Genomic DNA, 24,658 nt, shown 5'->3' on the forward strand with positions numbered 1-24,658 from the left:
AGGTGGCAAGGCCACGGGCACGCCGAAGACGGGATGAGAACATCAGACTAGCCTCCCCATTTACGCACGCGGTTTAATGCGTGGGATCATTATCCGGCTCTGTCGGCCCGGATGGAGATTTACCAGCTTGGTGAGAACGGAACAAGCAACGCGGCGCGTGCGGCTTTTAGACCTCGAACAAGGCGTAAGGCTTGCCCGCTTCTGCCTGCACGACAAACTGCGCGCAATTGTACACGGGGACGCCGCGCGGCGTCGCGCCCTTAAACGCGCCGCGGTGGGCGTGACCGTGAAGCGCCACCTTCACGTTGTCGAAACGGTCGATGGCATTGGCCAGCCGCGACGAGCCCAGGAACGGAAAAATTTCCGGGGGCTCGCCCTCCACCGTTTCGGGAATGGGCGAATAATGGGTGATCGCGACGACGCGCTCGGTACGCAGTGATCGCAGCGCATTTTCCAGCTTCCGCGCTTCGTTCCTGGATTCGTCGACGAACACCTTGATCGCCTCTTCGCCAAAGGCGCCAAGCTCGCCGCGTCCAAAGCCGCCGATAAAGCCTTTGACGCCCGCGAAGCCGACGCCTTCGATCATGGCGGCTTGTTCGTCCAGCACCTTCATGCCTGCCTGATGGAGGATTTCGACGACCTTCTCCGGCTGTCCGCATTCATAGTCGTGATTGCCGAGCACGCCTACGATCGGGACGGTGCAGTGGCGCATATCCTCTGCGAGGATTTCGGCTTCGCTCGCTTTGCCGAAATTGGTGAGGTCTCCGCACAGGGCGACCACGTCCGCTTTCTCGGCCATTTCCTCGAAAAGCGCGCGATAGCGGTTGTGGCTATCGTCATTGACGTGGAGGTCGCCGATCGCGGCGAGCGTGATCGTCTCAGTGGTGCTTTGGTCGTTCATGCTTCTCGTCGATTCCCTTGCCCACGATATCGGCGAAGCCCCACTCGCTGATGTCGATCACGAAATCGCGGGGGGAGAGGAGGCGGCCGCGGCAGATCTTGATCCCCGCCGGCGGAAGCTCCGCCTGTGCCTTCACTCTGTCGATCAGCTCATCGAACAACCAGCGCGGGATCATCTCGCGCTCGGTCGGGTAGATGAAGCGGAAGTTCAACATCTGGATGAGCAGCACTTCCCAATAGAGCTCCATCGACGAGAGCAGCCAATGCCAGTCGATGTCCTTATGCTGTTTCAAGATGGTGTGCGCGACGTCCGCTCCGTCATAGCGGTAGCGGGTCTGCAGGAAGATTTTCGACAGCACGAATTCGGTCGGCGGCGTGATGCGGACGGTGGTGCCGTAAACCTGCGCCTCATAGACTTTCGTGAACCATTCGTCGGTGATCGGGATGCTGGCTGACGAAATGTTGAAAATCACGTCGAAGAAATTCTCGCCCTTCCAGACCTTGCCGATCCAGCGTTCGTCCTCGACCTCGATTTCATATCCCTTCTCCTTGAAGAAGGCCAAGATCTTGGGGGCATCCGATGGCTTGCAGAAGACGTCCAGATCCTTGGTCGGACGGACGATTCCGGTGAAGCAGCTCAAGGCATAAGTGCCGGACAGAAGAAACGGGATGCCCGATTCTTTCAGCAGCGCCAGGCTGTCGCGGTAAAAATCCACCGCTTCGGGCGGCGGTTCGAAGCTGGCTTCGTCCAGAATTTGGAGGGTGTCGCTCATTGGACAGCCGTAACGGCGGGTAGGGCGATTGCGTTCCCGCAAGCCCGTTTTAAGATCTCTGCCCATTCGCCCTGAGCTTGTCGAAGGGCTGTCCTTCCCTATTTCCATTATAGAAGGGCAGGGCTTCGATCTTTCGACAAAGCTCAGGATCAGCCCGAACGGTGCTTGTGTGGAAGGCTATTGAGATGACGACATCTGCTTCAGGATATGACGTGACCCCTTTGGCGCCGGAGGAGCGGGAGCGGCTCGCCGCGAAACTTACCCCTGAAGAACGACAGGTGATCTTGGAGCACGGCACGGAACGCCCGTTCTGCGGCACTTTGCTCAACAACAAGGCAGGCGGGGTCTATGCCTGTCGCCTCTGCGGGCTTCCGCTGTTTAAATCCGGCACCAAGTTCGAATCCGGCACTGGCTGGCCAAGCTTTACCGAGCCGTTCGATCCCGATCATATTCGCGAGATTAGCGATAGTAGCTACGGAATGGTCCGCACCGAAATACGCTGTGCCCGCTGCGACGGGCATCTGGGCCACGTTTTCCCGGACGGCCCGCCGCCGACAGGCCTTCGCTACTGCCTCAATTCCATAGCGATGGAATTTCAGGAAACTCCGGAAAGGGAAGGGGCTTAATTTTCCGGCAGGAAATCCGGCACCGACAGATAGCGCTCGCCAGTATCGTAATTGAACCCGAGTACGCGCTTGCCTTCACCCACTTCCGCCAGCTTCTGCCGGATCGCGGCGAGGGTGGCGCCCGATGAGATACCGACAAGCAAGCCTTCCTCGCGTGCGGCGCGGCGGGCCATGTCCTTGGCGTCATTGGGGTCGACCTGGATCACGCCGTCGAGCAGATCGGTGTGGAGGTTTTTCGGCACGAAGCCCGCACCGATGCCCTGGATCGGGTGCGGCCCCGGCTGGCCCCCGGAAATGACGGGCGACAAGGTCGGTTCGACCGCGAAAACCTGCAGGTTCGGCCATTCCTTCTTCAACACTTGCGCGCAGGCGGTGATGTGGCCGCCCGTGCCGACGCCGGTGATTAGAACGTCTATCGGGCTGTCGCGAAAATCGTTCAGGATTTCCTGGGCGGTCGTGCGGGCATGCACATCGATATTCGCAGGGTTTTCGAACTGCTGCGGCATCCACGATCCCTCGATCTCGCCCAGCAATTCGGTCGCACGGGCGATGGCGCCATTCATGCCCTTTTCCTTCGGCGTCAGGTCGAAGCTCGCGCCATAAGCCAGCATCAACCGGCGGCGCTCCAGGCTCATGCTTTCCGGCATGACGAGGATCAGTTTATACCCCTTAACCGCCGCGACCATGGCGAGGCCGATCCCGGTATTGCCGCTTGTCGGTTCGATAATGGTGCCGCCGGGCTTCAGCGCGCCGGATCTCTCCGCATCCTCGATCATCGCAAGGGCGATGCGATCTTTGATCGATCCGCCGGGGTTTGAGCGCTCCGACTTCACCCACACTTCGGCTTGCCCAAACAGGCGGTTGATGCGGATGTGCGGCGTGTTGCCGATTGTTTCGAGAATATTGGCGGCTTTCATGGCTGTCCTTTCTCGGCTTTCGGGTTGAGACCCGCAACCATTGGGGGAATTGGGAAGTCGGGTCGGTCCTTTCCAGAGGCTTCGGCAAGAACAGCTTCGTCGGGCGCGACAAAACGGTCGGCCTTGCGAAGGCTGGGGAAGGCCCAGGCGCAAAAACCGGTGACTGCCACCGCTAGCGCGCCGCCGCCCACGACAGCCACGACGGGCCCGAACGCCGAGCCCGCAAGCCCGGCGCGGAATTCCCCGAGTTCGTTGGATGCGGAGATGAAGAGGCCCGACACCGCCGACACCCGTCCGCGCATGGCGTCCGGCGTGTGAAGCTGAATGAGCGAGGAGCGCACATAGACGCTCACCATATCCGCAGCGCCAAGCACGACGAGGCTGGCAAGCGACAGCCACATGACGCGACTTTCCCCAAACACGACGGTCGCGAGGCCGAATATGCCGACGCAGACAAACATCTTAATGCCGACATGCCGCTTTAGCGGACGGCGGGCGAGGATGAGCGCGGTGAGCGCGGCACCCACCGCGGGCGCCGCGCGGAGTGCGCCGAGGCCTTCGGAGCCGACGTGGAGAACGTCGCGCGCATAAACCGGCAGCATCGCGGTCGCCCCGCCGAGCAACACCGCGAATAGGTCGAGCGTGATGGCGCCGAGCACGATCTTGTTGTTTCGCACATAGGCGAGACCTTCGATCACGGCACGAAGCGGGTGCCTGTCCCCTGCATTGCCGAGCGGAATTGGCCGGATCATCAGCATTGCGCCAAGCGAAATGGCGAAGAGGATCGCGGATGCTTCGTAGGGAAGGGCGGTATAGACTGCGTAGGTCGCGCCGCCGATCAGTGGCCCGGCGACCGCGCCCGCCTGCCAGGCAATGGAATTGAGCGCGATGGCGCTCGGCAACAGTTCGGCGGGCACCAGATTGGGCGCGAAGGATGAAAGAGCAGGCCCGGCAAATGCGCGGCCGATGCCGAGCGCGACCGCCACGATGAAAAGTGGGACGAGCGACATGGCATCGAACCATACAAGCACAGCCAGCGCCGCAGCACAGATCAACTCGAGCGCCAGACTTGCACGGACGATCCAGCGTCTGTCGACACGATCCGCGACATAGCCCGCAACGAGGGTGAGGAGGAACAATGGCAGGAATTGCGCGAGGCCGACCATTCCGAGCCAAAATGAGGCTTCGGCAATGCTCATCGTCTCACGCGCAATGTCGTAAACGTGGATGCCGATGACGACGACCAGCATCGTGCTTGCGATCGTCGAGGCCAGCCGCGCGGCCCAGAAGGCGCGGTAGTCGCGATAGTGAAATGGGGACGTCGGGGGAGTAGAAGCGGATGCGGGCATGAAAGGCACCTAGGCCGGGACAATGTTCATCGCAACTGGTTCGGCCTACTGCGTCAGCCCGGCGAAAGCCGGGGTCTCAGGACGGCAGAGGCGCGTTCTCGTCGCGAGCTCCCGGCTTTCGCCGGGATGACGCTGGAACTCAGCACGCTGGATCTCAGGTGCGCTCGAACTCAGGCACGCTCGAAGTCAGCACGTCACCCCGGCGAAAGCCGGGGTCTCAGGACGAAGGAGGCGCATTATCGTCACAAGATCCCGACCTTCGCCGGGATGACGGCTCAATCTCCCTTCGCGGGCGCGTTGGCGTTCTCGGTGTTTTCGATATCCTGCTCACCAAGCTGGCCGTGGCCGTGATAGGCCTTGCCTGACTGGCCGCCATCATAATCCTTCTGTGCATCCGGTTTGCCGTCGTGCGGGTTGGGATAGTGGCCGCCCTGGGACTCGCCGCCTGCCTGATCGCGGCCGCCCGGCGAGCCGCTCTTTCCATTCTGCGTCATCGGGGTGATCCTTGCTGGAGATGCGGGTCAACGCGGCGCGATCGGCGCTCGTTCCTTTCCTGCATTGGCGCAGCTGTGTGAGCGCGCCTATATGACCGGTTATGACGACGGCGCTCTACAATCGCGACATTCTCCGCCTTGCCGCATCTATCCCGCATCTCGGCCAGCTGGAGCGGCCCGACGCGCGTGTGGAGAAGCGCTCGGTCGTATGCGGCAGCCGTATAGCAGTGGACGTAATCCTCGGCGCGGATTGCCGTGTCGCTGCTCTGGGCCAAGAGGTAAAGGCCTGTGCCCTTGGCCAGGCATCGGCTTCCCTGATGGGTGCGGCCGCAGTCGGGCGAACGGCGGCTGAGCTTGCTGAGGCACGCGACGCTCTAAAGGGGTTCCTTGGCGGAACCAGAGCCGATCCCGGCGACTGGCCCGGAATAGAAATTCTGCGCCCCGCTCAGCCCTTTGCCGCGCGTCATCCTTCGATCCTGCTCCCTTTCGAGGCTGTCGCAGAGGCTGCGGCCAATGCCGTCAGCTTGCATGTTTCAGGCGTGTCCGGCACGAGCCGGCAAATTAGCGCGTGAAAGGAACAGGCTGATGGACGGTCACGGTACGACGGCCTTTCTGCTAAGAGACGGCGTCCTCCTTCTCGGCGCGGCTTTGGTATTCGTTACCTTGTTCCGGCGCTTCGGCCTTGGCGCCGTACTTGGCTATCTGGTGGCTGGCGCGGTGGTGGGGCCGCACGGCTTCGGGTTTTTCGGAGGCGAGGCAGGCCAGATATTGGCGATTGCCGACCTCGGCATCGTCCTCCTCCTCTTCCTTGTCGGCATGGAACTTAACCCGAGCCGCCTCTGGCGCTTGCGCCGCGATATGTTCGGCCTTGGTACGCTACAGGTGACGTTGAGCGGCCTCGCGATCACCGCGCTTGTTTACTTCACCACCGGCTTCAGTCTTGAGGCGTCCCTTGCCATCGGCCTGCCGCTTGCCCTGTCCTCAACCGCGCAGGTGCTCCCGAGCCTTCGTCCCGATGCTATCAATACCCCGACGGGGGAGCGAGCCTTCTCGATCCTGCTGTTCCAGGATTTGTCGATCGTCCCGCTTATCGCGATTATCGCGGCTATGTCGCGGGTGCCGGACCCATCGGCGCCTCCAGGTTGGCAGCAGGCTTTAGTGACGGTCGCCGCGATTGCGGGCCTCGTCCTTGCCGGGCGCTTCATCATCAATCCGCTCTTCCGCATCATCGGCCGGGTGAGCGAACGCGAACTGTTCGTCGTCGCGGGCCTCTTCACGGTCGCGGCTGCGGCGGTCATCATGCAGTCGCTACATCTGTCGACCGCGCTCGGCGCTTTTGTCGCGGGCGTGATGCTGGCCGACTCGCCCTATCGGCATGAGCTGGAGGCGGACATCGACCCCTTCCGCTCCATCCTGCTCGGTTTCTTCTTCCTTGCCGTCGGCATGTTGCTGGACCTCAACGTCATCGCCGATCGACCCTTCTTCGTTGTCGGTCTCACCATTGGCTTGATCGCGGTGAAGGCGACGGTCCTCTACGGTCTGGCGCGCCTGTTCGGGATGGACGGGCGGAAGGCGGTGATGCTCGGCCTGCTGCTGAGCCAGGGCGGCGAATTTGCCTTTGTCCTGTTTGGCGAAGCGCAGCGCGCGATGCTGGTGGCGCCGGAAGCCGCGAGCCTGTTCAGCGCGATCGTGACCCTGTCCATGGCCACCACGCCTTTCCTGATGATGTTCAACCGATGGCGCGAGCGAAGAGCGCCTCCACGCGCGGTCGCGCTCGACGGGCCGGAGCTGTCGCCCGTCACCAAGGCGATCGTCATCGGCTATGGCCGCTATGGTCAGACCGTGGCGCAAATGTTGATGGCGAAGGAGATTGGCGTCACCATCATCGACCGCAAGCCAAGCCAGATCGAAATTGCCGGGACGTTCGGACAGAAGGTTTATTATGGCGACGGCACCCGGCTCGATCTCCTTCGTCAGGCGGGGGCGGGCGAGGCGCAGGCCTTGTTTTTCTGCACCGACGGTAACGCCCTGACGGCGGGCCGACTAGAACCCATCCTCGAAGCCTTTCCGCAGGCTGCGGTGCACGTCCGCGCTTATGATCGCCTGCATGTCATGGCGATAGACGGCGTGGATCTCGCAGGCGTTTATCGCGAAGTATTCGAGTCCGCGGTGCTGATGGGACGGAGGGCACTGGTCGGCTTCGGCTTCAGCGAGGAGGAGGCGGCGGAAGTCGAACAGGCCTATCGGGATCGCGACGCCGAGCGGTTGGAGCGTCAATCCAAGTCGGGCGACCTGCATGCCGCCAAGGAGCGGATGTTCACACCGGCCAATTCGATGGGCGAGGGTTGAGCTGAAGGGTCAGCTATATGCACATTCCTGGCCGAGGAAGATAAGCAGCTGCTGCTCGGAAATCGTATCCGTTTGAAAAGTCCCGCCAATTCCGCGCGATAGAATGAGGTGGATGCAGCCATTCCGGTTCTTTTTGTCCTGCCGCATATGGGCAAGGAGGCGTTCGGGGTTTTGGCCCGGAATGGTGGTGGGGAGCCCCATGACGCGGAGATGCCCGGCTACCCGCATCGCGTCCTCGTCCGGGCACAGGCCTTCGGCAACCGACAGGCGCATGGCGAGGGACATGCCCGCGGCAACCGCCTCGCCGTGGAGAAGCGCGCCGGAATAGCCCGCTTCGGCCTCCAAGGCGTGAGCGAAGCTGTGCCCGAAATTAAGGAGGGCGCGCTGCCCTTTCGTTTCCCGCTCATCCGCGCCGACGATCCGCGCTTTGGCCCGCACGGAGGTTTCGATAGCGTGCAACTGCGCCGCCTGATCCCCGGCGAGCAGCGCCGCGCCATTATATTCGCACCAGACGAAGAAATCAGCATCGTCGATCAGGCCGTATTTCACCACCTCCGCATAGCCCGCCGTCAGTTCGCGGGGGGGAAGGGTGGTGAGCAGTGCGGGATCGATCAGCACCAGGCTGGGTTGGTGAAACGCCCCGGCGAGGTTCTTGCCCGCCGCCATATTCACCGCCGTCTTGCCGCCCACAGAGGAGTCGACCTGGGCGAGCATCGTCGTCGGAATCTGGATCAGGCCGCAGCCGCGTTTCAGCAGCGAGGCTGCGAGCCCCGCCAGATCGCCGATCATACCGCCGCCAAAAGCGATGATGCGATCGCCGCGTTCGATGCCAAGGGCGAGCAGCCGTTCGAGAAGCTGGCCGAGCATCTCCCAGCTTTTGCTCCCTTCACCCGCCGGGATGATCACAGGCAATGGTTCGATTCCCACGCCGCGCAATGTATCGGACAGCCGCGCGCCCCATATTTCCCAGACGCGATCTTCGCTCACGATTGCAATGCGTCTCCGCGCATAGGGCGCGATCAGCGGTCCGGCGCGGTCGATCAGTCCCGCCTCGATCAGCACATCGTAACCGCCGTCCGCAAACTCCACCCGCACCTGGCTCATGCCGTCTCCACCATTGCGCGGAGGGCTCTGACGATCTCACCCACCGCACGGTCGTGGGGCAAGGGTTCGGTATGGATGCGGATATGCGCCTGCGCATAAATCGGATTGCGCATTTCGGCGAGGTCGCGGAGGAAGGGCAGCGCTTCCTTGTCCTTGAGCAACGGCCGGGTATCGCGGCGCGACACGCGCTCGGCAAGGATGGCGGGATCGGCGTCCAGCCACACGGCGATGCAGCGGGACAGGATGAGCGCCCGCGTCCGATCGTTCATGAAGGCGCCGCCACCTGTGGCGATCACCTTCGGGCGCCCCTCGATCAACCGCGCGATCACCCGCCTTTCGCCGTCGCGGAAGCTTTCCTCGCCATATTGTTCGAAAATTTCGGCGATGCTGCGGTCCGCCGCATCCTCAATCTCCGCATCGGAATCGACGAAAGGCATACGCAGCCTTTTTGCGAGGCGCCGCCCCACGGTCGACTTGCCCGCGCCCATGAGGCCCACGAGCACGATCGATCGATCGGGAGAAGAGATTGGTCTCGTCATGCCGCCGGGGCTATACATAGGGCGGCATCGTGGGGCAAAAGGCGGCCATCGTCCAATCCCTTGTGCCATTATTTACGGGAAAGCTGATGTCGCGATCCGCCCTTATATTGATCATCCTCGCCGTCATTATCATCGGCGGGGCCGTCTATCTGTCGAACAGCGCTACCGAGGTTCCGACAACGCGGATGGAGCAGGACGTCACGAATGAAGCCCTGGCGCAATAAGGGCCTGATCCTCGCGGGGGCCGCGCTCGCCGCCATCGCGATTCCGGCCTTGAGCCAGGAAACGCCCGAATCGATTCTGCCGCCCGGCTTCAACGACCCGGAAACTCTGCCGCCGCCGGTCCAGACGCCGCCGCCCGCCCCGCCGCGTGCGCCCGTTGCTCCGGTGGCCGCGCCGACCGATACGGTGATCACCGATGCGGCGGAGGAAGACCTCGCCGCCATTGCCGCCGCTCAGCCGCGCCGCCAGCCCGGCGCGTTCGATCTTCCCGACGATGCGCGGCGCGATCCGTCGGTCGTCGGCGTGATCGGCCCGGCCGATTGGGGGCTTGCTCCCGATGCTTTTGGCGCCGCCAATGGCCGCTTCTTGTCCAGCCTGATGCGGCGCATGGACGCCCCCTTGCCGTCGCGTTGGGCGTCGATCCTGCTTCGCCGCGCACTGATCAGCCGCACGGCCGCGCCGGGCGCGGTCCAGCCAGTCGATTGGGTTGCCGAACGGGCGTGGCTGCTGTTGCGCATGGGTGAGGCGGATGCCGCCCGCATGCTCGTCCAGCAGGTCGACGTCGACCTCTATACGCCCAAGATGATGGAGGTGGCGGCGCAGACGGCCCTCGCCACCGCCGATCCCGCCGCGCTCTGCCCTCTCGTCGAGCCGGGCAAGGCCATGTCGAGCGAACGGATCTGGCCGCTCGCCGACGCGATGTGCGCCGCGCTGGCTGGAGAACCGGCACGGGCGAGCAGCCTTGTCGATCAGGCGCGGGGTAAGAGCGGCAATGCCGATTTCGACCTGCTGCTCGCTGAAAAGATCGTGGGTGCCGGGTCGGACACGCGCCGTGCCGTCAATCTGCAATGGGACGGCGTCGACGGCCTTAACGCCTGGCGCTTCGGCATGGCCGCAGCGGCTGGCGTGGATATTCCAGGCGCACTGATGGATCGCGCCAGCCCCCACATCTGGGCGTGGCAGGCCCGCGCGCCGATGATCCCGCTGGATCGCCGGGTTGCGGCTGCCCATGTCGCCGCATCGCTTGGTGTGTTTTCGAGTAGCGCGCTTGTCGAAATGCACAGCCTGCTCGCCGACCGGATGGACCCTTCGGAACGCGGCGGCACGATCGCCGAGCGTCTTGGCCGCGCTTATGCGGGCGGCTTTGACGAGCGGCTGGCGGCGCTTAACGACCTTTGGGACGATGAAGGCAGCGCGGCGGAACGCCATGCCCGCCTCATCATGACCGCCGGCGCGGCGGCCCGCATCGCGCCGTCCGCCGAGCGGGAAGCCGCTTCAGGCCGGATCGTCGCGGCGATGCTGGCGGCAGGCATGGATCGTCGCGCGGCACGCTGGCTTCCGGTCTCGCGGGGTTTCGACGAAGAGAGCGGCCTTCTCGCCTGGTCGCTTCTTGCCGTGGGCGCGCCGGACGGGGGTGCGGCTGATCGCGGGCGTCTCAACGATGCCATCGACGCGAATGAGAGCCGCGGGCGGCTGCTCATCGCGGCGCTTGCGGGGCTTGGCCGTCTCGACATGAATGCCGCGAGCGATCTTGCGAGTGACTACGGTTTCGCCCTTGATGAACGCAATCTTTGGACCGACGCCCTGGATCGTGCGGTGTCGCGCCGTCAGGCAGGCGCTGTCGCGATCCTGGCCGCTGCCGGAATGCAAACGGGCGACTGGCGGGGGGTTCCGCCGCAGCATCTTTACCGCATCACGCGGGCGCTTCATGCCGTTGGCCTCGACTTTGAAGCGCGGATGATCGCGGCCGAGGCGCTGTATCGGGTCTGACGAATGAACGAGGATCGTCAGGCCATCGCCGCCTTCCTCGAAATGCTGGCGGCCGAGGCGGGGGCGGCGCGCAATACATTGCTCGCCTATGAGCGGGATTTGCGCGGGGCATCGGAATTGCTTGGCGGGCGGCTGGTCATGGCGGGCGTGGACGCATTATCCGGCCTCGGCGCCGAATGGATGGATTTGAAGCGCGCGACGGTTGCCCGCAAGTCGGCGGCGCTGCGGCGTTTCTACGCTTTTCTGCAGGATGAAGGATATCGCACGGACGATCCCTCCACCGCCTTGCCGCGCCCGGTCAGTGAACGGGCCCTGCCAAAAATATTGGATCATCAGGCGGTCGACGCGCTCTTCGCCGAACTCGCCCGGCAGAAGGCCGAGATCAGTGGAACGGGCCCTGTCCGCCTGATCGCGCTCATGGAACTGCTTTACGGTTCGGGGCTCCGCGCGACGGAACTGGTGTCCTTGCCCCGCGCCGCCATATCGCCGGACAAGCCGTTCCTCATCCTGAAGGGGAAAGGGGGCAAGGAGCGGCTCGTTCCCATTTCCGACCGCGCCCGCGCGGCCGTGGCCGAATGGAGCGCCTTCGTGCCGAGGGATTCGCTCTGGCTCTTCCCATCGGGCAAGAGCCATTTGAGCCGCGTGCGCCTGTATCAGCTCATCAAGGCGTTGGCCGCCAATGCGGGGATTCCGCCCGAGCGGGTGAGCCCGCACGTTCTGCGCCACGCCTTTGCAACGCATCTGCTGGAGGGTGGGGCGGACCTTCGCGCTTTGCAGATGCTGCTTGGCCATGCGGACATCGCCACGACGCAAATCTACACCCATGTCGACAGCCGCCGCCTCGTCGAACTCGTCAACAGCCGCCATCCGCTCGTTGACGTCCGGGCAAAGCGCACGTAACCCGCGGGCCATGGCGACCTATCTCGATTTCGAAAAGCCGATCGCGGAGCTGGAAGCGCGCGTGGCGGAACTGCGCGACACGGCGGCCGCTGGCTCGCTCAACATCGACGCGGAAGTGGACAAGCTTGAAGCGAAGGCCGAAAAGCTGCTGCGCGATACTTATGGCAAGCTGACCCCCTGGCAGAAGACCCAGGTTGCGCGTCACCCCGAGCGGCCGCATTTCAAGGATTATATCGCGGCGCTGATCAATGATTTCGTGCCGCTTGCGGGCGACCGCGCCTTTGCCGACGATCAGGCGATCATTGGCGGTCTTGGCACGCTGAGCGGTCGCAAGGTGATGGTGATCGGCCATGAAAAGGGCGACGATACCGCAAGCCGCATCAAGCATAATTTCGGCATGGCGAAGCCCGAAGGCTATCGGAAGGCGATCCGCCTGATGCAGCTGGCCGACCGCTTCGGCATTCCTGTCGTGACGTTGGTCGACACGCCGGGCGCCTTTCCGGGCGTGCAGGCCGAAGAGCGCGGGCAGGCCGAAGCCATCGCCCGCTCGACCGAAGAGTGCCTTGCCTTGTCCGTGCCGATCGTCGCGGTGATCGTGGGCGAGGGCGGATCGGGCGGCGCGATCGCGCTTGCGGCGGCGAACCGCGTGCTGATGCTCGAGCATTCCGTTTACGCGGTTATCTCGCCCGAAGGCTGCGCGTCGATTCTGTGGCGCACGGCGGAAAAAGCCGCCGATGCCGCTGAAGCGATGCGGGTGACGGCGGACCATTTGAAGGAACTCGGGGTCATCGATCGGATCGTCGCGGAACCGGTTGGCGGTGCCCATCGCCAGCGCGAAGCGGCGATTGCAACGCTTGGCGCTGCGATTGGCGAAGAGCTGGATCGTTATGCGGGCATGACCGGAGCGCAAATCCGTTCCGAGCGCCGCCAGAAATTCCTGTCGATCGCATAGTTTAATCGTGTTCCTGCGAAAGCAGGAACCCAGCGGCTCGACTGTCTGGGCTCCTGCTTTCGCAGGAGCACTAAGTGCGACGGAACCTCACCTAACCTCCGGTGTTCATTTCGGAACTCTATCGTTCTGAAGTGCCGGGAGTATGTCCATGAAGGTGAGGATTCTCGCAGCCCTGTCCCTGTCGGCTGCCGTTATCGGTTGTGCATCGGGAGGACTGACCGGGGAGGGGGCGGGCCGCCAAATCTCGCAAGGAGCGGCGCAAACCGCCGCGCAGCAGCACCCTAAGATCATCGAGGAATTTGGCGGCGCAGAAACCGGCGCGCGCGGCGCCTATGTCACCACCGTCGGCCGCAAGGTTGCCGCACAATCCGGCGTTCAGGGCGGCGGCAATGGGGCCTATACCATCACGACACTCAACTCGCCGGTGTTGAACGCCTTCGCGGTTCCGGGCGGCTATGTTTATATCACGCGGCAATTGCTCAGTCTGATGGATGATGAGGCGGAGCTTGCCTCGGTGCTCGGCCACGAAGTCGGCCATATCGCCGCGGATCATAGCAAGCAGCGCAGCAACCGGTCTCAGCTGAGCCAGATCGTATCCGTCCTGGCGGGCGTCGTCACCGGATCGAGCGAAGTGGCGCAGATCGCCAACCAGATCAGTACCGGCCTTGTGCTCAGCTATTCTCGCAGCCAGGAGTTCGAGGCGGACGACCTCGGCATTCGCTACATGGCGGGGGCGGGCTATGATCCCGCCGCATCGCCCTCGCTGCTCCGCTCACTCGGTGAAGCGACGTCTCTCGATACGCGCGTTTCGGGCGGGCCGGACGAGCGGGCCATCCCGTCCTGGGCGCGCACCCATCCGCTCAGCGCCGACCGTGTGACGCGCGCGACGCAGCGGGCGAGCCAGAGCGGCATGTCGGGGCGCGGCGCCCGCAACCGCGACGCGTTCCTTGCCCAGATCGATGGGATGCTGGTCGACGACGATCCCGCACAAGGCGTGGTCGAAGGCCGCAATTTCTTCCACCCGGACCTGCGGCTGCGCTTCACCGTGCCCAATGGCTACGGCATCCAGAATGGCACGCGGGCAGTGACGATTTCCGGATCGAACGGCCAGGCGATGTTTGCGGGCGGGCGTTATAGCGGCGACCTCGGCAGCTATATCGCACAGGTTTTCCGTGGCCTTGGCGGGCAGAGCCAGATCAATTTCGCCCAGCCGCGCGGAACGACGGTGAACGGCATCCCCGCGGCTTATTCAACGGCGCGGGTCGCGACGCAGCAGGGGCAGTTGGATGTGACGGTCTTCGCCTATCAATGGGACGTGAACACGGCCTATCATTTCGTCACACTGACGCGGGCGGGAAGCGGTCTGGGGCCGTTCAGTTCGCTGGTGAGCTCGACGGCGCGGCTTAGCGCGTCGGAAGAGTCGGCAATCCGCCCGCGTGTGATTGATGTGGTGACGGTGCGGCCCGGCGATACGGTGCAGAGCCTGGCGAGCCGGATGGCCTATAACGACCTGAAGCTCGAACGCTTCCTGGTGCTGAATTCGCTGGCGTCGAACAGCCAGCTCCGCGCGGGCGACAAGGTGAAGATCGTCGTCTACGGCAATCGCGCTTAGGAATTAAAAAAAGACGGCGGACCTGATGGCCCGCCGTCTCTTTTAACTTCGAAGAGAAGGCTTATTCGCCCTTCAGTTCGCTTTCGACGTTGCCGAACGTGCTGTTCAGCTGTTCGCCGATGCCACCGAGCGCGCCGATGGCGGCGACTGCGATGAGGGCTGCGATCAGGCCATATTCAATGGCGGTCGCGGCCTTGACGTCCTTCAAAAGATTACGAAACTTGTTCATGTCCGATCTCCTTGTTCGTAGGAAGTGTCCACTCTTCCTGCTTTCCTAGTCGGCAAGCTCGTCCGGTTTATTCTGAAGAAGTTGCAAAAGATTTAACGTCACGACATTGCGTCGGTGACTTTATCTTCCACGCCTTTGAACATCCCGGTCGACCCGCTTCCCAATTGGGAGATGGCCCCCACGGCCGCCAAGGCGATGAGCGCTGCAATGAGGCCATATTCTATGGCCGTCGCGGCCTTGCGGCTGCGATATAGCTTTGCAATGAACATCGTTGCTTGTTCCCCCGCGCGAATATTTGCCTGTTTCCTGCGCAAATATCCATAGGGAGAGTTAAGAAAGTTTAAGGACCCCGATTTGATGCAAGATAATCTTTTGGTGGTGGTCGCTGTTGCCCTGGTCGACAATGACGGGCGAATATTACTGCAGCAGCGCTCCGCTCATCGCCAAATGGCTGGATTATGGGAATTTCCTGGCGGCAAGGTCGAGGCTGGCGAGCGGCCGGAAGAGGCGCTGATCCGCGAATTAAGGGAAGAATTGGGCATCGATACGGATGCCGCTTGTCTTGCACCCTCAACCTTTGCGAGTGCCCCGCTGGACGACAAACACCTCCTGCTTCTTCTCTACATTTGCCGGAAATGGCGGGGCACGCCCCAGGCGCTCGATTCGGATGGGCTGAAATGGGTGCGGCCGCACGAAATGTTCGCGCTTCCGATGCCGCCCGCCGACAAGCCGCTGATCGGGTTGCTCGACGCCTTGATCTAGCTCTTCAGAACTTCGGACAAGGACACGCGCCCGCTGCCGCGCCGCGCGGGCTTGGGCTGATCGGGCGAGGGCGCCCAGCCCGACAGATAGACGATTTCGAATCGCTCCGCCGTGCGGCCGTCAGCATCCGCGTGCGACGCGAAGTCGGCGATGGCGGCAGCGAGGCCGGCGCGGAGAACGGGGCGCCGGGCGCGCGAGGCGAGAATATTGGTCCCGCCCATCGCACGTAAATCGCCAATCAGCCGCAACAGATGCCGGAAGCGGACCGTGATGTCCTGACTGTCGACGACCGGCAGCGCAAAGCCTGCACGGGCTAGCAAATCCCCGGCGGAGCGGAGGTCGATCTGGGGATGGATATGCGGCGACATGGCGCCCGCGACTTCATCCGCCGCCATCATCGCGGCGCGGAGGGCGGGAAGGCTTCCTGCGCCAAGGAACGCGCCCAGGAACAAGCCGTCGGGGCGCAATAGCCGCCGGATCTGGACCAGGGCGCCGGGCAGGTCGTTCACCGTGTCGAGTACGCCCACGGACATGATAAGATCGAAGGATTGCGGCGTGAAAGGCAGTTGATCTTCCTCAGCCTGAACGCCCCTCGTCAATTCGGCAAACCGCGCACCCGCGTCGACGGACGTCACCGCCATCCCCTGATCGCGCAGGCGGGAGGCCAGGTAGCCGCCGCCCGAGCCGAGATCGAGCACGTCATGGAAACTCCGTTGAACGAGATCCAGCCGATCGAGCAACTCCTCCGCCGCCAGCCGGTGTAGATAATCGGCATCCGCGAAGGTGCGGGCGGCGCGGTCGCGGCGCTGGCGGCGGAGCGCGCGGTCGAAGGGCGTGTCGATGCTCACGGCCGGGCTTGTGCCGCGCCCGTCGCTGGATGACAAGGACGCCATGCAGGGGGTGCTTTCAAAGATTGGATGGCCGGTGCGGGCGATCGTCGATTTCGCGCTCCCGCCGCGTTGCGCGGGGTGCGGCGTCGTGACTGACGGTCCGCACCGTTTCTGCATGAGCTGCTGGCAATCGCTTCAATTTCTCGGCGATCCTTGTTGCGCGCGCTGCGGCTTTCCGTTCGAAGTCGCGATGCCGGGCGCAAGCGAGTGCGGCGCCTGCCTTGCCGATCCGCCGCCCTTCGCGCGGCTGCGCGCTGCCGTCGCTTATGGCGACATCGCCCGGAAAGTGGCGCTGAAGCTCAAATATAGCCGCCGCCCGGGCATCGCCGAAACGCTAGCCCGCTTCATGAACCGTCACGCCGGGCTGTTCCCGCCCAATGCCATCATCGTGCCGGTGCCGCTCCACCGCTGGCGCATCTGGTCGCGCGGCTATAATCAGGCGGCGCTGATCGCCACCGCGCTCTCGCGCATGAGCGGCCGGGACGCGGACCTCCACCTTCTACATCGGGTCAAGGCAACGCCCGTGTTGCGCGGCCTTGGACGCAGCGCCCGCGCGAGAGCGATGCGCGGCGCCTTTGCGGTGGACGCGAAGGGAAAGGCGAGGCTCGCCGGCCGTCCCGTCATCTTGGTCGACGACATTTATACGAGCGGCGCGACGGCACAGGCCTGCGCCGCCGCCTTGATTCGTGCCGGAGCGGAGGAGGTTGGCATCCTGTGCTGGGCGCGGGTGATCCGCGACGATTGACAAGCGGGAACCCGCGCCTCACTTCGCACCTTGTATGCGTTAAGGAGTGACCCATGGCCCGTATCGAAATCTATACCAAGATGCTCTGCCCTTATTGCGTGCGCGCGAAGAAATTGCTCACTGAAAAGGGCGCGGATTTCGATGAATATGACATCACCATGGGCGGACCCAAGCGGCAGGAAATGCTGGGGCGCGCCAATGGCCGGACCACGGTGCCGCAAATCTTCATCGACGATTATCATGTCGGGGGATCGGACGATCTCCATGCCCTAGACCGCGACGGAAAGCTCGACCCGCTTCTCGCCCGCTAAATGAAAATCGCCCTCTACCAGGCGCGGACCGGCATCGATCCCGACGCCAATGCGCAGGACCTCGTCGCAGCCATTAAGGAAGCGGCGGAGGGCGGCGCGGGCATGCTGTTCACCCCGGAAATGAGCGGCCTGCTCGACCGGGATAGGGAACGCGCGCAGGCCGCGATGCAGGATGAGGCAGGAGATCGTGTGCTTGCATCGGTGCGGGCTGCGGCGGCAGAGGCGGGCATCTGGGTCCACCTCGGCTCGCTGGCGCTGAAGGGGGAGCGGCCTGATGGGCGCTTCGTCAACCGCGGCTTCGTGATCGATGATCGCTGCGAAATCCGTGCGCGCTATGACAAGATACATTTGTTCGACGTTGATCTCGCAACCGGGGAAAGCTGGCGCGAATCTGCCGTTTATGGCGCGGGCGAGCGGGCGGTTGCCGTATCGACGCCTGCGGGAATGATGGGCGTCACCATCTGCTATGATTTGCGTTTCCCCGATCTCTACCGGGCGCTGACCGATGCGGGCGCCACCATCCTGTCGGTCCCCGCCGCCTTCACCGTGCCGACAGGGGAGGCCCATTGGCACATCCTCCTCCGCGCTCGCGCGATCGAGGCGGGCGCCTTCGTGATCGCCGCCGCGCAAAGCGGGACGCATCAGGATGGGCGAAAGACCTATGGCCACTCGCTCGTCGTCGATCCATGGGGCAAGGTGCTGTTCGACATGGGCGAAGGCAATGGCGTTGGTTTCGCCGAGATCGACCTGGAAGAGGTGAGCCGCGTCCGCTCGCGCTTACCCGCTATCCGGCATCGCCGTCCCATCGCGGCGCCGGACGTCACCCAATGATCGTTTTCGACCTGCGCTGCGAAAGCGCCCACATTTTCGAAATCTGGTTCGGATCGACCCGCGATTATGAGGACCAGAAGGCGCGCGGCTTGGTCTCCTGTCCCTATTGCGGTTCAAGTGAAGTTGAAAAGGCCGTGATGGCGCCGCGCATATCGGCCAAGGGTGACCGGCCCATCGCCGGCACCGATGTGGCGCTGCCGGAGCCGGAAGGGATGAAGGAAATGGTTGCGGCCATGGCGGCGCTCCAGAAGAAACTCCTCAACGGATCGACCTATGTCGGCGAACGCTTCGCCGAAGAAGCGCGTGCCATCTACCACGGCGATAAGGACGAGCGCCCGATCCACGGGAAGGCGACGCCGGATGAAACCCGAACCCTGATCGAAGAAGGCATCGCCATCGCGCCCTTGCCATTCCCCGTCACCGATCCCCGCGACGAGAATTGACCCGCAAGCGCCCGCAGCCTAATCCGCGAGGCGGAGACCCCGTAGCTCAGCAGGATAGAGCATCAGATTCCTAATCTGAGGGCCACTGGTTCGAATCCAGTCGGGGTCACCAAATTCCAACGCGGCGCGTTAGATTGGATCGTCATTGCGGGCCGGAAAGCGATCGGCGCTTCTTCAGGTTTGCCGCGCCAACGGCATCGTCAGGCAATGCACGCCCCCGCCGCAGCGGGTGAATTGGCTAAGGTCAGCTTCGATCACCGTATTGCCGAGGGAGCGGAGTGTGTCGTTCACGCGCGTGTTTTCGCGGGTGGACAGGATACGTTTTGCGCCAAGGCTCAGCACGTTGCAGCCGAGCTTTCGGGCTTCCTTGTAACTGACCGGAATGATGTCGATGCCGAGCGCCGCGAGCTGGAGCAGGAGGCCGTCGTCGAGGACGTCGATGCAGGCGAGGGCGCTATTCTCCCCGGCCATGCAGAAGATGGTGTCGAGGTGCAGGAAGTGGGGGTCGTAGCGATAGATGATCGCGCGCCATCCTTTTTCCTCGAACATGCGTGCAAGGGCCGTGGCGCCGGTTTCGTCGGTGCGCTCTCCAGAACATCCGATGATGACGAGGCCGGGCCGCACGATGCTGATATCACCGCCCTCGATCGACCCGTCCTCGATCCGGCCGTGAATCGGGAAGCCATGGTCTTTTACGATGCTCGCGACATAAGGCGCTTCGGCCCGACGGTGATGGGCGGCAGGCCGAAGCTCGACCAGTCCCCAGGGCGTCATCAAAGTGGTGTCGCGCGTGAAGGCAAGGTCGGGCAAGCCGGGCTTTGCGGGCACGATATGCGTGCGCACCCCATGGTCATTCAGCAGTTCCGCAAGCCTACGATGTTCGGATCGCGCCAGCCGGGTCGAGCAGCAGAGGCCATTGCGCAGGCTTTCGCGGCTGACCGAATTGGCGGGAACGATCGCCAGATGACAGGGCGCGGCGAGGAGGACGGTGTCGAGTACACCGGTTTCCGAACTGACCCCGGAAGCCGTTTTCGGCTGCCCGCCGCCACCCATTTGATCGCCGAAAAGCGGCTGCTCGCGGCGAATAATGAGGTCGCGGCGCCCTTCTTCATAAGCGTGAGAAAACATCAGGGTCTCGCTCACCACAATTCCGCCCGATAGCGTTCGAAGCAGCGCTCGCCACAGCGCAGGCGGATGAGGGCGCCCTCGGCAATCGCGGTCGCGCGGCGGGGATCTTCCGACACGAGCGGCCGCAATGCTTCCTTGTTCCAGGCCTCGCTATGTTTGACGTCCAGTACGGCGTGGAGATCGAAATAGCGGCGCTCGTCGGCCGAGAAGCCGAGGCGGCGCAGGCCCTTTGCGGTAGCGGCCGATCGGCCCGGCGCAGTGAGTTCGATCGCACCCAGCGCACCGACGCTGTGCCAGGCATAACGGCGGTTCGTCGCCATCGCGGTCATCGCATTGGCGAGCGCGAGGCTTTCCCACACGGTATTGTCGATCCGCGCGTCGAGTTGCAGCGCTTTGATGAGGCCGTCGAGCATCGGGCCGTGCATCCCCTTGGGATTGCCGCGGCCCATTTCGTCCCAGTAATTGCGGGCGAGTTCGAGCTTCGCCTGCTTGGGCAGCTTTACCTGCGTATAAGCGACGAGGTCGTCGAAACCCGCTTCGCCAGCCGCTTCCTGTTCCAGGAACCAGGTCAGGTCCTCGCGCGTCGCGTGTTCGGCAATCCAGGGGAAGAGGGGGTCGCCTTGCCCCGGGCCATCGTCCTGAAGCGCTTCGAACCAGGCGATGAAGCCTTCGACATCGGTGGGCGCTTGCGCCGCCTCGTCCATGATTTCGGCACGAAGGCTCTCAAGGAAAGCGCCCTCCAGCCGTAGCATCCGCGTGTCGCGGTCGAGCGTCTGCTGCCAATCCGCCTCCGGAAAGGCTGGGTCGAGGCGTTCGTGATTCCAGTGGGCAAGTCCGCGTTGAAAGGAGTCGGTCAGGAATTGCGACGATGACGCGGCTTGCGCCGCGTCCTTCGGCAAGGTGGCCATGGTGTTTCCCAGATATGATTATGGATGTTTCGGTGAAGAACCGTTGGTGTGGGCCCGTTGTTCCGCCGCAAACCATGCCAAGCGGGCTTCGCGCCGGGCATGACCCTGTGTATCAGGGGGCAAATTCCTTATCGCGAGATACCGGCCTTGATCCAAATCAGTGAAAAAGACGAATCTGCCACTCCAAAAATCCCGGTGCCCGATGTGGTAGCGGAGGCAGTGCGCACGATCATCCGCTGGGCGGGCGACGATCCCGATCGCGAGGGGCTGCTCGACACGCCCGCCCGCGTCGCGCGCGCGTGGAAGGAATATGCGAAGGGCTATGACGAGGACCCTTCCCATCACCTGTCGCGCACGTTCGAGGAAGTGGGCGGCTATGACGAGATCGTGCTACTGAAAGACATTCCGTTTCAGTCCCATTGCGAACATCACATGGCGCCGATCATCGGCAAGGCAGCCATCGCCTATTTGCCGGGCGACCGGGTGGTTGGCATTTCGAAACTCGCCCGCGTCCTCCACGGCTTTGCGCGGCGGCTGCAGGTACAGGAGCGGTTGACCGCGCAGGTTGCCGACTGCGTCTGGGAGCAGTTGCAGCCCAAGGGAGTCGCGGTTGTGATCGAGGCCAGCCATGCCTGCATGAGCGCTCGCGGCGTCAACACGCCGGGCGTCATGATGACCACCAGCCGGATGATGGGCGTGTTCAGACAGGACGAACGCAGCCGCCGCGAAGTTCTTGCCTTGATGGGCTATTGAGATGCGGTGCCTATTGATCGCCTCCACCCTGGTCCTGACGGCATGCGGCGGAAGCGGCGAGGAGGAGAGGGGAGCTCTGAACGTCGAAGACCGTGCCCTTGCCAATCGCATCGAGGATCTGGCGGCTCTGGAAAAGAATGAAGCCGAGGCTGCCGTACCGGAACCTGCATCCCCGCTGGAGCCGATCAGCTATGAGGACGTGGCGAAGGAGTTGAAACCCGGTGCAGGCTGCGATCTGTCAGTCGATGGCCGCTTCCTGCTTGTTGCAGTTACAGGCGATGCCATCGTCAAAACGCGCGGCAGGATTGTCCATCTGAAGCAAGACGGAAGTCCTGCCGAAACCGGCGGATTCTTCCGGGGCGAAGGATTGTCGGTCAGTGTCGGCCGGATCGGCGCGGATCGTATCATCGTCGATGAGACCGCCCGCTGGCCCGCCGAAGCGGCTGTGCGGCGCGCAGGAGACGAAAAGCCGGTGACGATCGCCGGAACCTGGCGGTGCGGCGCCTGATTCTGCGTTGTTTGGACTGGATAATGCTCGCCCCCTCATTTCCCGCTAGCCCTGAGTCCGTCGAAGGACGGTTCCAGCTGGAACGGGCTTCGACAAGCTCAGTCCTAGCGGTGTTTGGGTGGCGGGCATTGAAGAAGGCAGTTCGGCCTCAGAACGCTTCCCGATGCTCGGGCCTTATCATTGCTTTCACCCGATCGTCGACCGGCACGTCCACCTCATAGGTGCCTTCTGCATAAGGCCCGGCCTCATAGGGTGGCAGCAAGACGCGCAGCCGATCGAAACGGCCGTCCCCATTCGCATCGACTGGCGCGATCGGATATTTCGATGCATCGGGACATTCGACCTGCCAGCCTTCACCCTGAAGCGGTAGCGCTTCCTCGCGTTTTTCGGCTCGCTGTGCATCGAGAAGCGGGCAATAAGTGGCGTTGATATGCAGGGTCGCAGCCGCGCGGTCCGCGAACAGGTCGAGCGCGGAGCGTTTGGTCGACGCGCCCTTATCCCACAACAGAATGTCATAATGCGTGTTGCCATGCGCGCCGCCCGTAAATTCATATACTTTCGCAGCGAGACTGAGGAAGCGGCTGTTCTCACCCACCGCCTTCCAATCGGCATCGAAGGCAAAGGGTGTTATCGGCAGGTCCGACCCGGCGCGGACCTTTTGCTCTTCCCGCGATCCCTCCCGCGCCTTTTTAAGGTGTTCGGTGGCATGAGCGCGCATTTCCGCATCGATCGCGGGAATGGCGGCGGCTGCAGCGGGCCAGGCGAATTTGAATTCGACGAGGTCGTCTTTCTCAGTGATCGTGACGCCCTGTGGTCTGGTGGGTGAGCCGGGCGGTGTTTCCGGTTGAGACGCCGGGCGAGGGGAGGCATCCCGCGTCGGCGGATCGGCGGCCTCCGGGTTGCAGGCGATCAACAATGGTGCTCCGGCGAGAACCAGAGCCCAGTGGCGCCGGAACAGAAAACTCAGCTCCGGCCTTCGCTGGAGCACGACAGTTGATGCGTCATCCATAAGGCGAACCTAACGCACCGCTGGAAGACAGTCTACGCTTGCCTGAGCTGCGAGGCCCGCTGTTGACTTCAAGCGCACCCCTTCCTAAAGGGCCCGTGCCTTGGCGGGTTCGTTCGCCGGCATGTTTCACGCCCTTGTCGCCCCGCTTTTAAAGGCGCGGCGCCGCACTCGGGAGACTGGCATGACGGAAGACGAATCCGGGCAGGACCGAAAGCCTCCGATGGATGCGCGCCTTGAATCGCTCGACGAGCGGCTCCGGCAGGCGCAGCTGGACGAAGCGGTGCGGACCGGCATGGCGCGGAAGCCCGGTGATGATGATTACCAGAAGGGCAACCGCGTGCTTGCCGACCTCATCGGCGGTCTTGTCGGCGGCGCCGTGATCGGCTGGGCCCTGGACCAGTGGTTCGAAACGACGCCGTTGCTCCTGCTCGTCTTCCTGTTCCTTGGGATCGGGGTGGCGTTCAGGAACATCATACGGAATTCAAGTCGGCGTCCGGACTGATCTTCGGGCGCTTCGCTTTATCCGCCGGATTTTTCCGGCTTTAGAATTGGGGAAGACGCGACGTGGCGGCCGAAGAAGGCAGGATCGACCCGATGCACCAGTTCCAGGTGCAGAGCATCTGGGACGGCTTTGAAATTGGTGGGCACCAGATCGCCTTCACCAATTCGGCCTTGTTCATGGTACTCACCGCCGTTGCCCTGTGGGTGTTCATGCTCGGCGGCATGAAGCGCGAGCTCGTGCCCGGCCGCTGGCAGGCCGCGGTCGAAGGCTTCACCGGCTTCATCGCCTCGATGGTCGACGCGAATATCGGGCCGAAGGGCAAGACATTCGTGCCCTACGTCTTCTCGCTCTTCATGTTCATCCTGATCGCCAATCTGCTCGGCATGATGCCGTTCGGCGTGATCGGCGTGCATCCCTTCACGGTGACGAGCCACATCACCGTCACCGGCATCCTTGCGATCATTTCCTTCGGCATCGTGCTGCTGGTCGGTTTCGCGAAACATGGCTTCCACTTCTTTAGCCTGTTCGTGCCCCACGGTACGCCGTTCGTGATGATCCCACTCATCTTCCTGATTGAGCTTTTTAGCTTCATGATCCGCCCGTTCAGCCTCGCGCTCCGACTGTTTGTCGCGATGACGGCTGGTCATATCCTGATGAAGGTATTGGCTGGTTTCGTGATCAACGGTGCGAACGCGGGTCTTGGCTTCGCGGCTCTTGTCAGCGTGCCCAGCTTCGCATTGATGATCGGCATCACCGTGCTCGAGCTGCTGGTGTGCGCGATCCAGGCCTATGTTTTCGCTCTGCTCACGTCGCTGTACCTCAACGACGCGATCAATCTTCACTAAGTTTCAATCGTTTAATCCAGGGAGTTCCAAAATGGACGCAGAAGCAGCAAAATTCATCGGCGCCGGTCTTGCCGCAGTCGGTCTCGGCCTCGCCGCGCTTGGCGTTGGTAATGTCTTCGCTCAGTTCCTCGCCGGCGCGCTCCGCAACCCGGGTGCAGCCGACAGCCAGCAGGGCCGTCTCTTCATCGGCTTCGCGGCCGCCGAACTTCTCGGCCTGCTCGCGTTCGTCGTCGCGATGATCCTGCTCTTCGTCGCCTAACCACTCCTCCTCTTAAGGGACGTTCGGA

At 63.2% G+C, this 24,658-nt stretch carries 31 protein-coding genes and 1 tRNA gene; 19 read left to right on the top strand and 13 right to left on the bottom strand.

The window, feature by feature from the left end; all coding sequences use genetic code 11:
- Positions 1 to 166: 166 nt before the first annotated feature.
- A complete protein-coding gene (locus C7I56_RS03400; protein ID WP_106639102.1) occupies positions 167 to 901 on the bottom strand; it encodes a metallophosphoesterase family protein in 735 nt (244 codons plus the stop codon).
- On the bottom strand, positions 879 to 1,673 hold the full coding sequence (locus tag C7I56_RS03405; RefSeq protein ID WP_106639103.1) for a nucleotidyltransferase family protein: 795 nt from the start codon (positions 1,671 to 1,673) through the stop codon (positions 879 to 881). The genes C7I56_RS03400 and C7I56_RS03405 overlap by 23 nt, the downstream gene beginning before the upstream one ends.
- Before the next feature lie 185 nt (positions 1,674 to 1,858).
- Here C7I56_RS03405 and msrB point away from each other — a divergent pair, with 185 nt between their 5' ends.
- Positions 1,859 to 2,299, top strand: a complete 441-nt coding sequence (gene msrB / locus C7I56_RS03410; protein ID WP_106639104.1) for a peptide-methionine (R)-S-oxide reductase MsrB — start codon at positions 1,859 to 1,861, stop codon at positions 2,297 to 2,299.
- Here msrB and cysK read toward each other — a convergent pair.
- The 3 genes from cysK to C7I56_RS03425 all read right to left on the bottom strand — a co-directional run bounded on the left by cysK (position 2,296) and on the right by C7I56_RS03425 (position 5,059).
- On the bottom strand, positions 2,296 to 3,216 hold the full coding sequence (cysK, locus tag C7I56_RS03415) for a cysteine synthase A (RefSeq protein ID WP_106639105.1): 921 nt from the start codon (positions 3,214 to 3,216) through the stop codon (positions 2,296 to 2,298). The genes msrB and cysK overlap by 4 nt on opposite strands.
- A complete protein-coding gene (locus C7I56_RS03420; RefSeq protein ID WP_106639106.1) occupies positions 3,213 to 4,565 on the bottom strand; it encodes an MFS transporter in 1,353 nt (450 codons plus the stop codon). The genes cysK and C7I56_RS03420 overlap by 4 nt, the downstream gene beginning before the upstream one ends.
- Before the next feature lie 275 nt (positions 4,566 to 4,840).
- Entirely contained in the window at positions 4,841 to 5,059 is a 219-nt protein-coding gene (locus tag C7I56_RS03425; RefSeq protein ID WP_106639107.1) for a hypothetical protein, read from the bottom strand.
- Positions 5,060 to 5,160: 101 nt separating this feature from the next.
- Here C7I56_RS03425 and C7I56_RS03430 point away from each other — a divergent pair, with 101 nt between their 5' ends.
- Together C7I56_RS03430 and C7I56_RS03435 are read left to right on the top strand one after the other, a co-directional pair.
- Positions 5,161 to 5,631: an iron-sulfur cluster assembly scaffold protein gene (locus C7I56_RS03430; protein WP_106639108.1), complete on the top strand. Its 471-nt coding sequence runs from the start codon at positions 5,161 to 5,163 to the stop codon at positions 5,629 to 5,631.
- A gap of 13 nt (positions 5,632 to 5,644) precedes the next feature.
- A complete protein-coding gene (locus C7I56_RS03435; protein ID WP_106639109.1) occupies positions 5,645 to 7,408 on the top strand; it encodes a cation:proton antiporter domain-containing protein in 1,764 nt (587 codons plus the stop codon).
- A 9-nt stretch (positions 7,409 to 7,417) separates the two neighbouring features.
- On the opposite strand, the gene aroB is transcribed toward C7I56_RS03435, so the two are convergent.
- Together aroB and C7I56_RS03445 are read right to left on the bottom strand one after the other, a co-directional pair.
- Positions 7,418 to 8,512 (bottom strand): 3-dehydroquinate synthase, encoded by a 1,095-nt coding sequence (aroB, locus tag C7I56_RS03440; RefSeq protein ID WP_106639110.1) that lies wholly within the window; start codon positions 8,510 to 8,512, stop codon positions 7,418 to 7,420.
- Entirely contained in the window at positions 8,509 to 9,051 is a 543-nt protein-coding gene (locus C7I56_RS03445) for a shikimate kinase (RefSeq protein WP_199792314.1), read from the bottom strand. The genes aroB and C7I56_RS03445 overlap by 4 nt, the downstream gene beginning before the upstream one ends.
- An 86-nt stretch (positions 9,052 to 9,137) precedes the next feature.
- On the opposite strand from C7I56_RS03445, the gene C7I56_RS12250 reads away from it, so the two are divergent.
- The 5 genes from C7I56_RS12250 (at position 9,138) to C7I56_RS03465 (ending at position 14,507) form a co-directional block, all read left to right on the top strand.
- The gene (locus C7I56_RS12250; RefSeq protein ID WP_158702984.1) at positions 9,138 to 9,275 is read left to right on the top strand and encodes a hypothetical protein; all 138 of its coding nucleotides are present in this window, start codon (positions 9,138 to 9,140) and stop codon (positions 9,273 to 9,275) included.
- Positions 9,256 to 11,043, top strand: coding sequence for a hypothetical protein (locus C7I56_RS03450; RefSeq protein WP_106639112.1), 1,788 nt, complete (start codon positions 9,256 to 9,258; stop codon positions 11,041 to 11,043). The genes C7I56_RS12250 and C7I56_RS03450 overlap by 20 nt, the downstream gene beginning before the upstream one ends.
- Positions 11,044 to 11,046: 3 nt before the next feature.
- Positions 11,047 to 11,943 (top strand): tyrosine recombinase, encoded by an 897-nt coding sequence (locus C7I56_RS03455; RefSeq protein WP_106639113.1) that lies wholly within the window; start codon positions 11,047 to 11,049, stop codon positions 11,941 to 11,943.
- A 10-nt stretch (positions 11,944 to 11,953) separates the two neighbouring features.
- On the top strand, positions 11,954 to 12,895 hold the full coding sequence (locus tag C7I56_RS03460) for an acetyl-CoA carboxylase carboxyltransferase subunit alpha (RefSeq protein ID WP_106639114.1): 942 nt from the start codon (positions 11,954 to 11,956) through the stop codon (positions 12,893 to 12,895).
- A 148-nt stretch (positions 12,896 to 13,043) separates the two neighbouring features.
- Positions 13,044 to 14,507 (top strand): M48 family metalloprotease, encoded by a 1,464-nt coding sequence (locus tag C7I56_RS03465; RefSeq protein WP_245409576.1) that lies wholly within the window; start codon positions 13,044 to 13,046, stop codon positions 14,505 to 14,507.
- Positions 14,508 to 14,568: 61 nt separating this feature from the next.
- Here the strand turns inward: C7I56_RS03465 and C7I56_RS03470 are convergent, their stop codons facing one another.
- Together C7I56_RS03470 and C7I56_RS03475 are read right to left on the bottom strand one after the other, a co-directional pair.
- Positions 14,569 to 14,736: a Flp family type IVb pilin gene (locus C7I56_RS03470; protein ID WP_106639116.1), complete on the bottom strand. Its 168-nt coding sequence runs from the start codon at positions 14,734 to 14,736 to the stop codon at positions 14,569 to 14,571.
- Between the two features lie 98 nt (positions 14,737 to 14,834).
- A complete protein-coding gene (locus tag C7I56_RS03475; protein ID WP_106639117.1) occupies positions 14,835 to 15,005 on the bottom strand; it encodes a Flp family type IVb pilin in 171 nt (56 codons plus the stop codon).
- 88 nt (positions 15,006 to 15,093) lie between these two features.
- Here C7I56_RS03475 and C7I56_RS03480 point away from each other — a divergent pair, with 88 nt between their 5' ends.
- A complete protein-coding gene (locus C7I56_RS03480; RefSeq protein WP_106639118.1) occupies positions 15,094 to 15,498 on the top strand; it encodes a (deoxy)nucleoside triphosphate pyrophosphohydrolase in 405 nt (134 codons plus the stop codon).
- Here the strand turns inward: C7I56_RS03480 and C7I56_RS03485 are convergent.
- Positions 15,495 to 16,391 carry a methyltransferase domain-containing protein gene (locus C7I56_RS03485; protein ID WP_106639119.1) on the bottom strand — a complete coding sequence of 299 codons (897 nt, stop codon included), beginning with the start codon at positions 16,389 to 16,391 and terminating at the stop codon, positions 15,495 to 15,497. The genes C7I56_RS03480 and C7I56_RS03485 overlap by 4 nt on opposite strands.
- Between C7I56_RS03485 and C7I56_RS03490 the strand changes: the two genes are divergently transcribed.
- The 5 genes from C7I56_RS03490 to C7I56_RS03510 all read left to right on the top strand — a co-directional run bounded on the left by C7I56_RS03490 (position 16,390) and on the right by C7I56_RS03510 (position 18,830).
- Positions 16,390 to 17,133: a ComF family protein gene (locus C7I56_RS03490; protein ID WP_106639622.1), complete on the top strand. Its 744-nt coding sequence runs from the start codon at positions 16,390 to 16,392 to the stop codon at positions 17,131 to 17,133. The two genes, C7I56_RS03485 and C7I56_RS03490, sit on opposite strands and share 2 nt — an antisense overlap.
- Before the next feature lie 53 nt (positions 17,134 to 17,186).
- Positions 17,187 to 17,444, top strand: a complete 258-nt coding sequence (gene grxC / locus C7I56_RS03495) for a glutaredoxin 3 (RefSeq protein WP_106639120.1) — start codon at positions 17,187 to 17,189, stop codon at positions 17,442 to 17,444.
- On the top strand, positions 17,445 to 18,275 hold the full coding sequence (locus C7I56_RS03500) for a carbon-nitrogen hydrolase family protein (RefSeq protein ID WP_106639121.1): 831 nt from the start codon (positions 17,445 to 17,447) through the stop codon (positions 18,273 to 18,275).
- The gene (locus tag C7I56_RS03505; RefSeq protein ID WP_106639122.1) at positions 18,272 to 18,718 is read left to right on the top strand and encodes a DUF1178 family protein; all 447 of its coding nucleotides are present in this window, start codon (positions 18,272 to 18,274) and stop codon (positions 18,716 to 18,718) included. Before C7I56_RS03500 ends, C7I56_RS03505 begins: the two co-directional genes overlap by 4 nt.
- A 35-nt stretch (positions 18,719 to 18,753) precedes the next feature.
- Positions 18,754 to 18,830 (top strand) — tRNA-Arg (locus C7I56_RS03510).
- A gap of 62 nt (positions 18,831 to 18,892) precedes the next feature.
- Here the strand turns inward: C7I56_RS03510 and C7I56_RS03515 are convergent.
- Together C7I56_RS03515 and C7I56_RS03520 are read right to left on the bottom strand one after the other, a co-directional pair.
- Positions 18,893 to 19,864 carry a dimethylarginine dimethylaminohydrolase family protein gene (locus C7I56_RS03515; RefSeq protein WP_106639123.1) on the bottom strand — a complete coding sequence of 324 codons (972 nt, stop codon included), beginning with the start codon at positions 19,862 to 19,864 and terminating at the stop codon, positions 18,893 to 18,895.
- A complete protein-coding gene (locus C7I56_RS03520; protein WP_106639124.1) occupies positions 19,858 to 20,754 on the bottom strand; it encodes an iron-containing redox enzyme family protein in 897 nt (298 codons plus the stop codon). The genes C7I56_RS03515 and C7I56_RS03520 overlap by 7 nt, the downstream gene beginning before the upstream one ends.
- Before the next feature lie 147 nt (positions 20,755 to 20,901).
- On the opposite strand from C7I56_RS03520, the gene folE reads away from it, so the two are divergent.
- Positions 20,902 to 21,507, top strand: coding sequence for a GTP cyclohydrolase I FolE (gene folE, locus C7I56_RS03525; protein WP_425352362.1), 606 nt, complete (start codon positions 20,902 to 20,904; stop codon positions 21,505 to 21,507).
- Position 21,508: 1 nt separating this feature from the next.
- A complete protein-coding gene (locus C7I56_RS03530) occupies positions 21,509 to 22,015 on the top strand; it encodes a hypothetical protein (RefSeq protein ID WP_106639125.1) in 507 nt (168 codons plus the stop codon).
- Between the two features lie 148 nt (positions 22,016 to 22,163).
- On the opposite strand, the gene C7I56_RS03535 is transcribed toward C7I56_RS03530, so the two are convergent.
- Positions 22,164 to 23,024, bottom strand: a complete 861-nt coding sequence (locus C7I56_RS03535) for a DUF3298 and DUF4163 domain-containing protein (protein ID WP_106639126.1) — start codon at positions 23,022 to 23,024, stop codon at positions 22,164 to 22,166.
- 181 nt (positions 23,025 to 23,205) lie between these two features.
- Between C7I56_RS03535 and C7I56_RS03540 the strand changes: the two genes are divergently transcribed.
- The 3 genes from C7I56_RS03540 (at position 23,206) to C7I56_RS03550 (ending at position 24,630) form a co-directional block, all read left to right on the top strand.
- Complete coding sequence (locus C7I56_RS03540; RefSeq protein WP_106639624.1) at positions 23,206 to 23,526, top strand: AtpZ/AtpI family protein; 321 nt, start codon at positions 23,206 to 23,208, stop codon at positions 23,524 to 23,526.
- A 62-nt stretch (positions 23,527 to 23,588) separates the two neighbouring features.
- Entirely contained in the window at positions 23,589 to 24,371 is a 783-nt protein-coding gene (locus tag C7I56_RS03545) for a F0F1 ATP synthase subunit A (RefSeq protein ID WP_106639127.1), read from the top strand.
- Between the two features lie 31 nt (positions 24,372 to 24,402).
- The gene (locus tag C7I56_RS03550) at positions 24,403 to 24,630 is read left to right on the top strand and encodes a F0F1 ATP synthase subunit C (protein ID WP_106639128.1); all 228 of its coding nucleotides are present in this window, start codon (positions 24,403 to 24,405) and stop codon (positions 24,628 to 24,630) included.
- The last annotated feature ends 28 nt before the right edge of the window (positions 24,631 to 24,658 follow it).

The organism is Allosphingosinicella vermicomposti (assembly GCF_003012815.1).
GTDB classification, from domain to species: domain Bacteria; phylum Pseudomonadota; class Alphaproteobacteria; order Sphingomonadales; family Sphingomonadaceae; genus Allosphingosinicella; species Allosphingosinicella vermicomposti.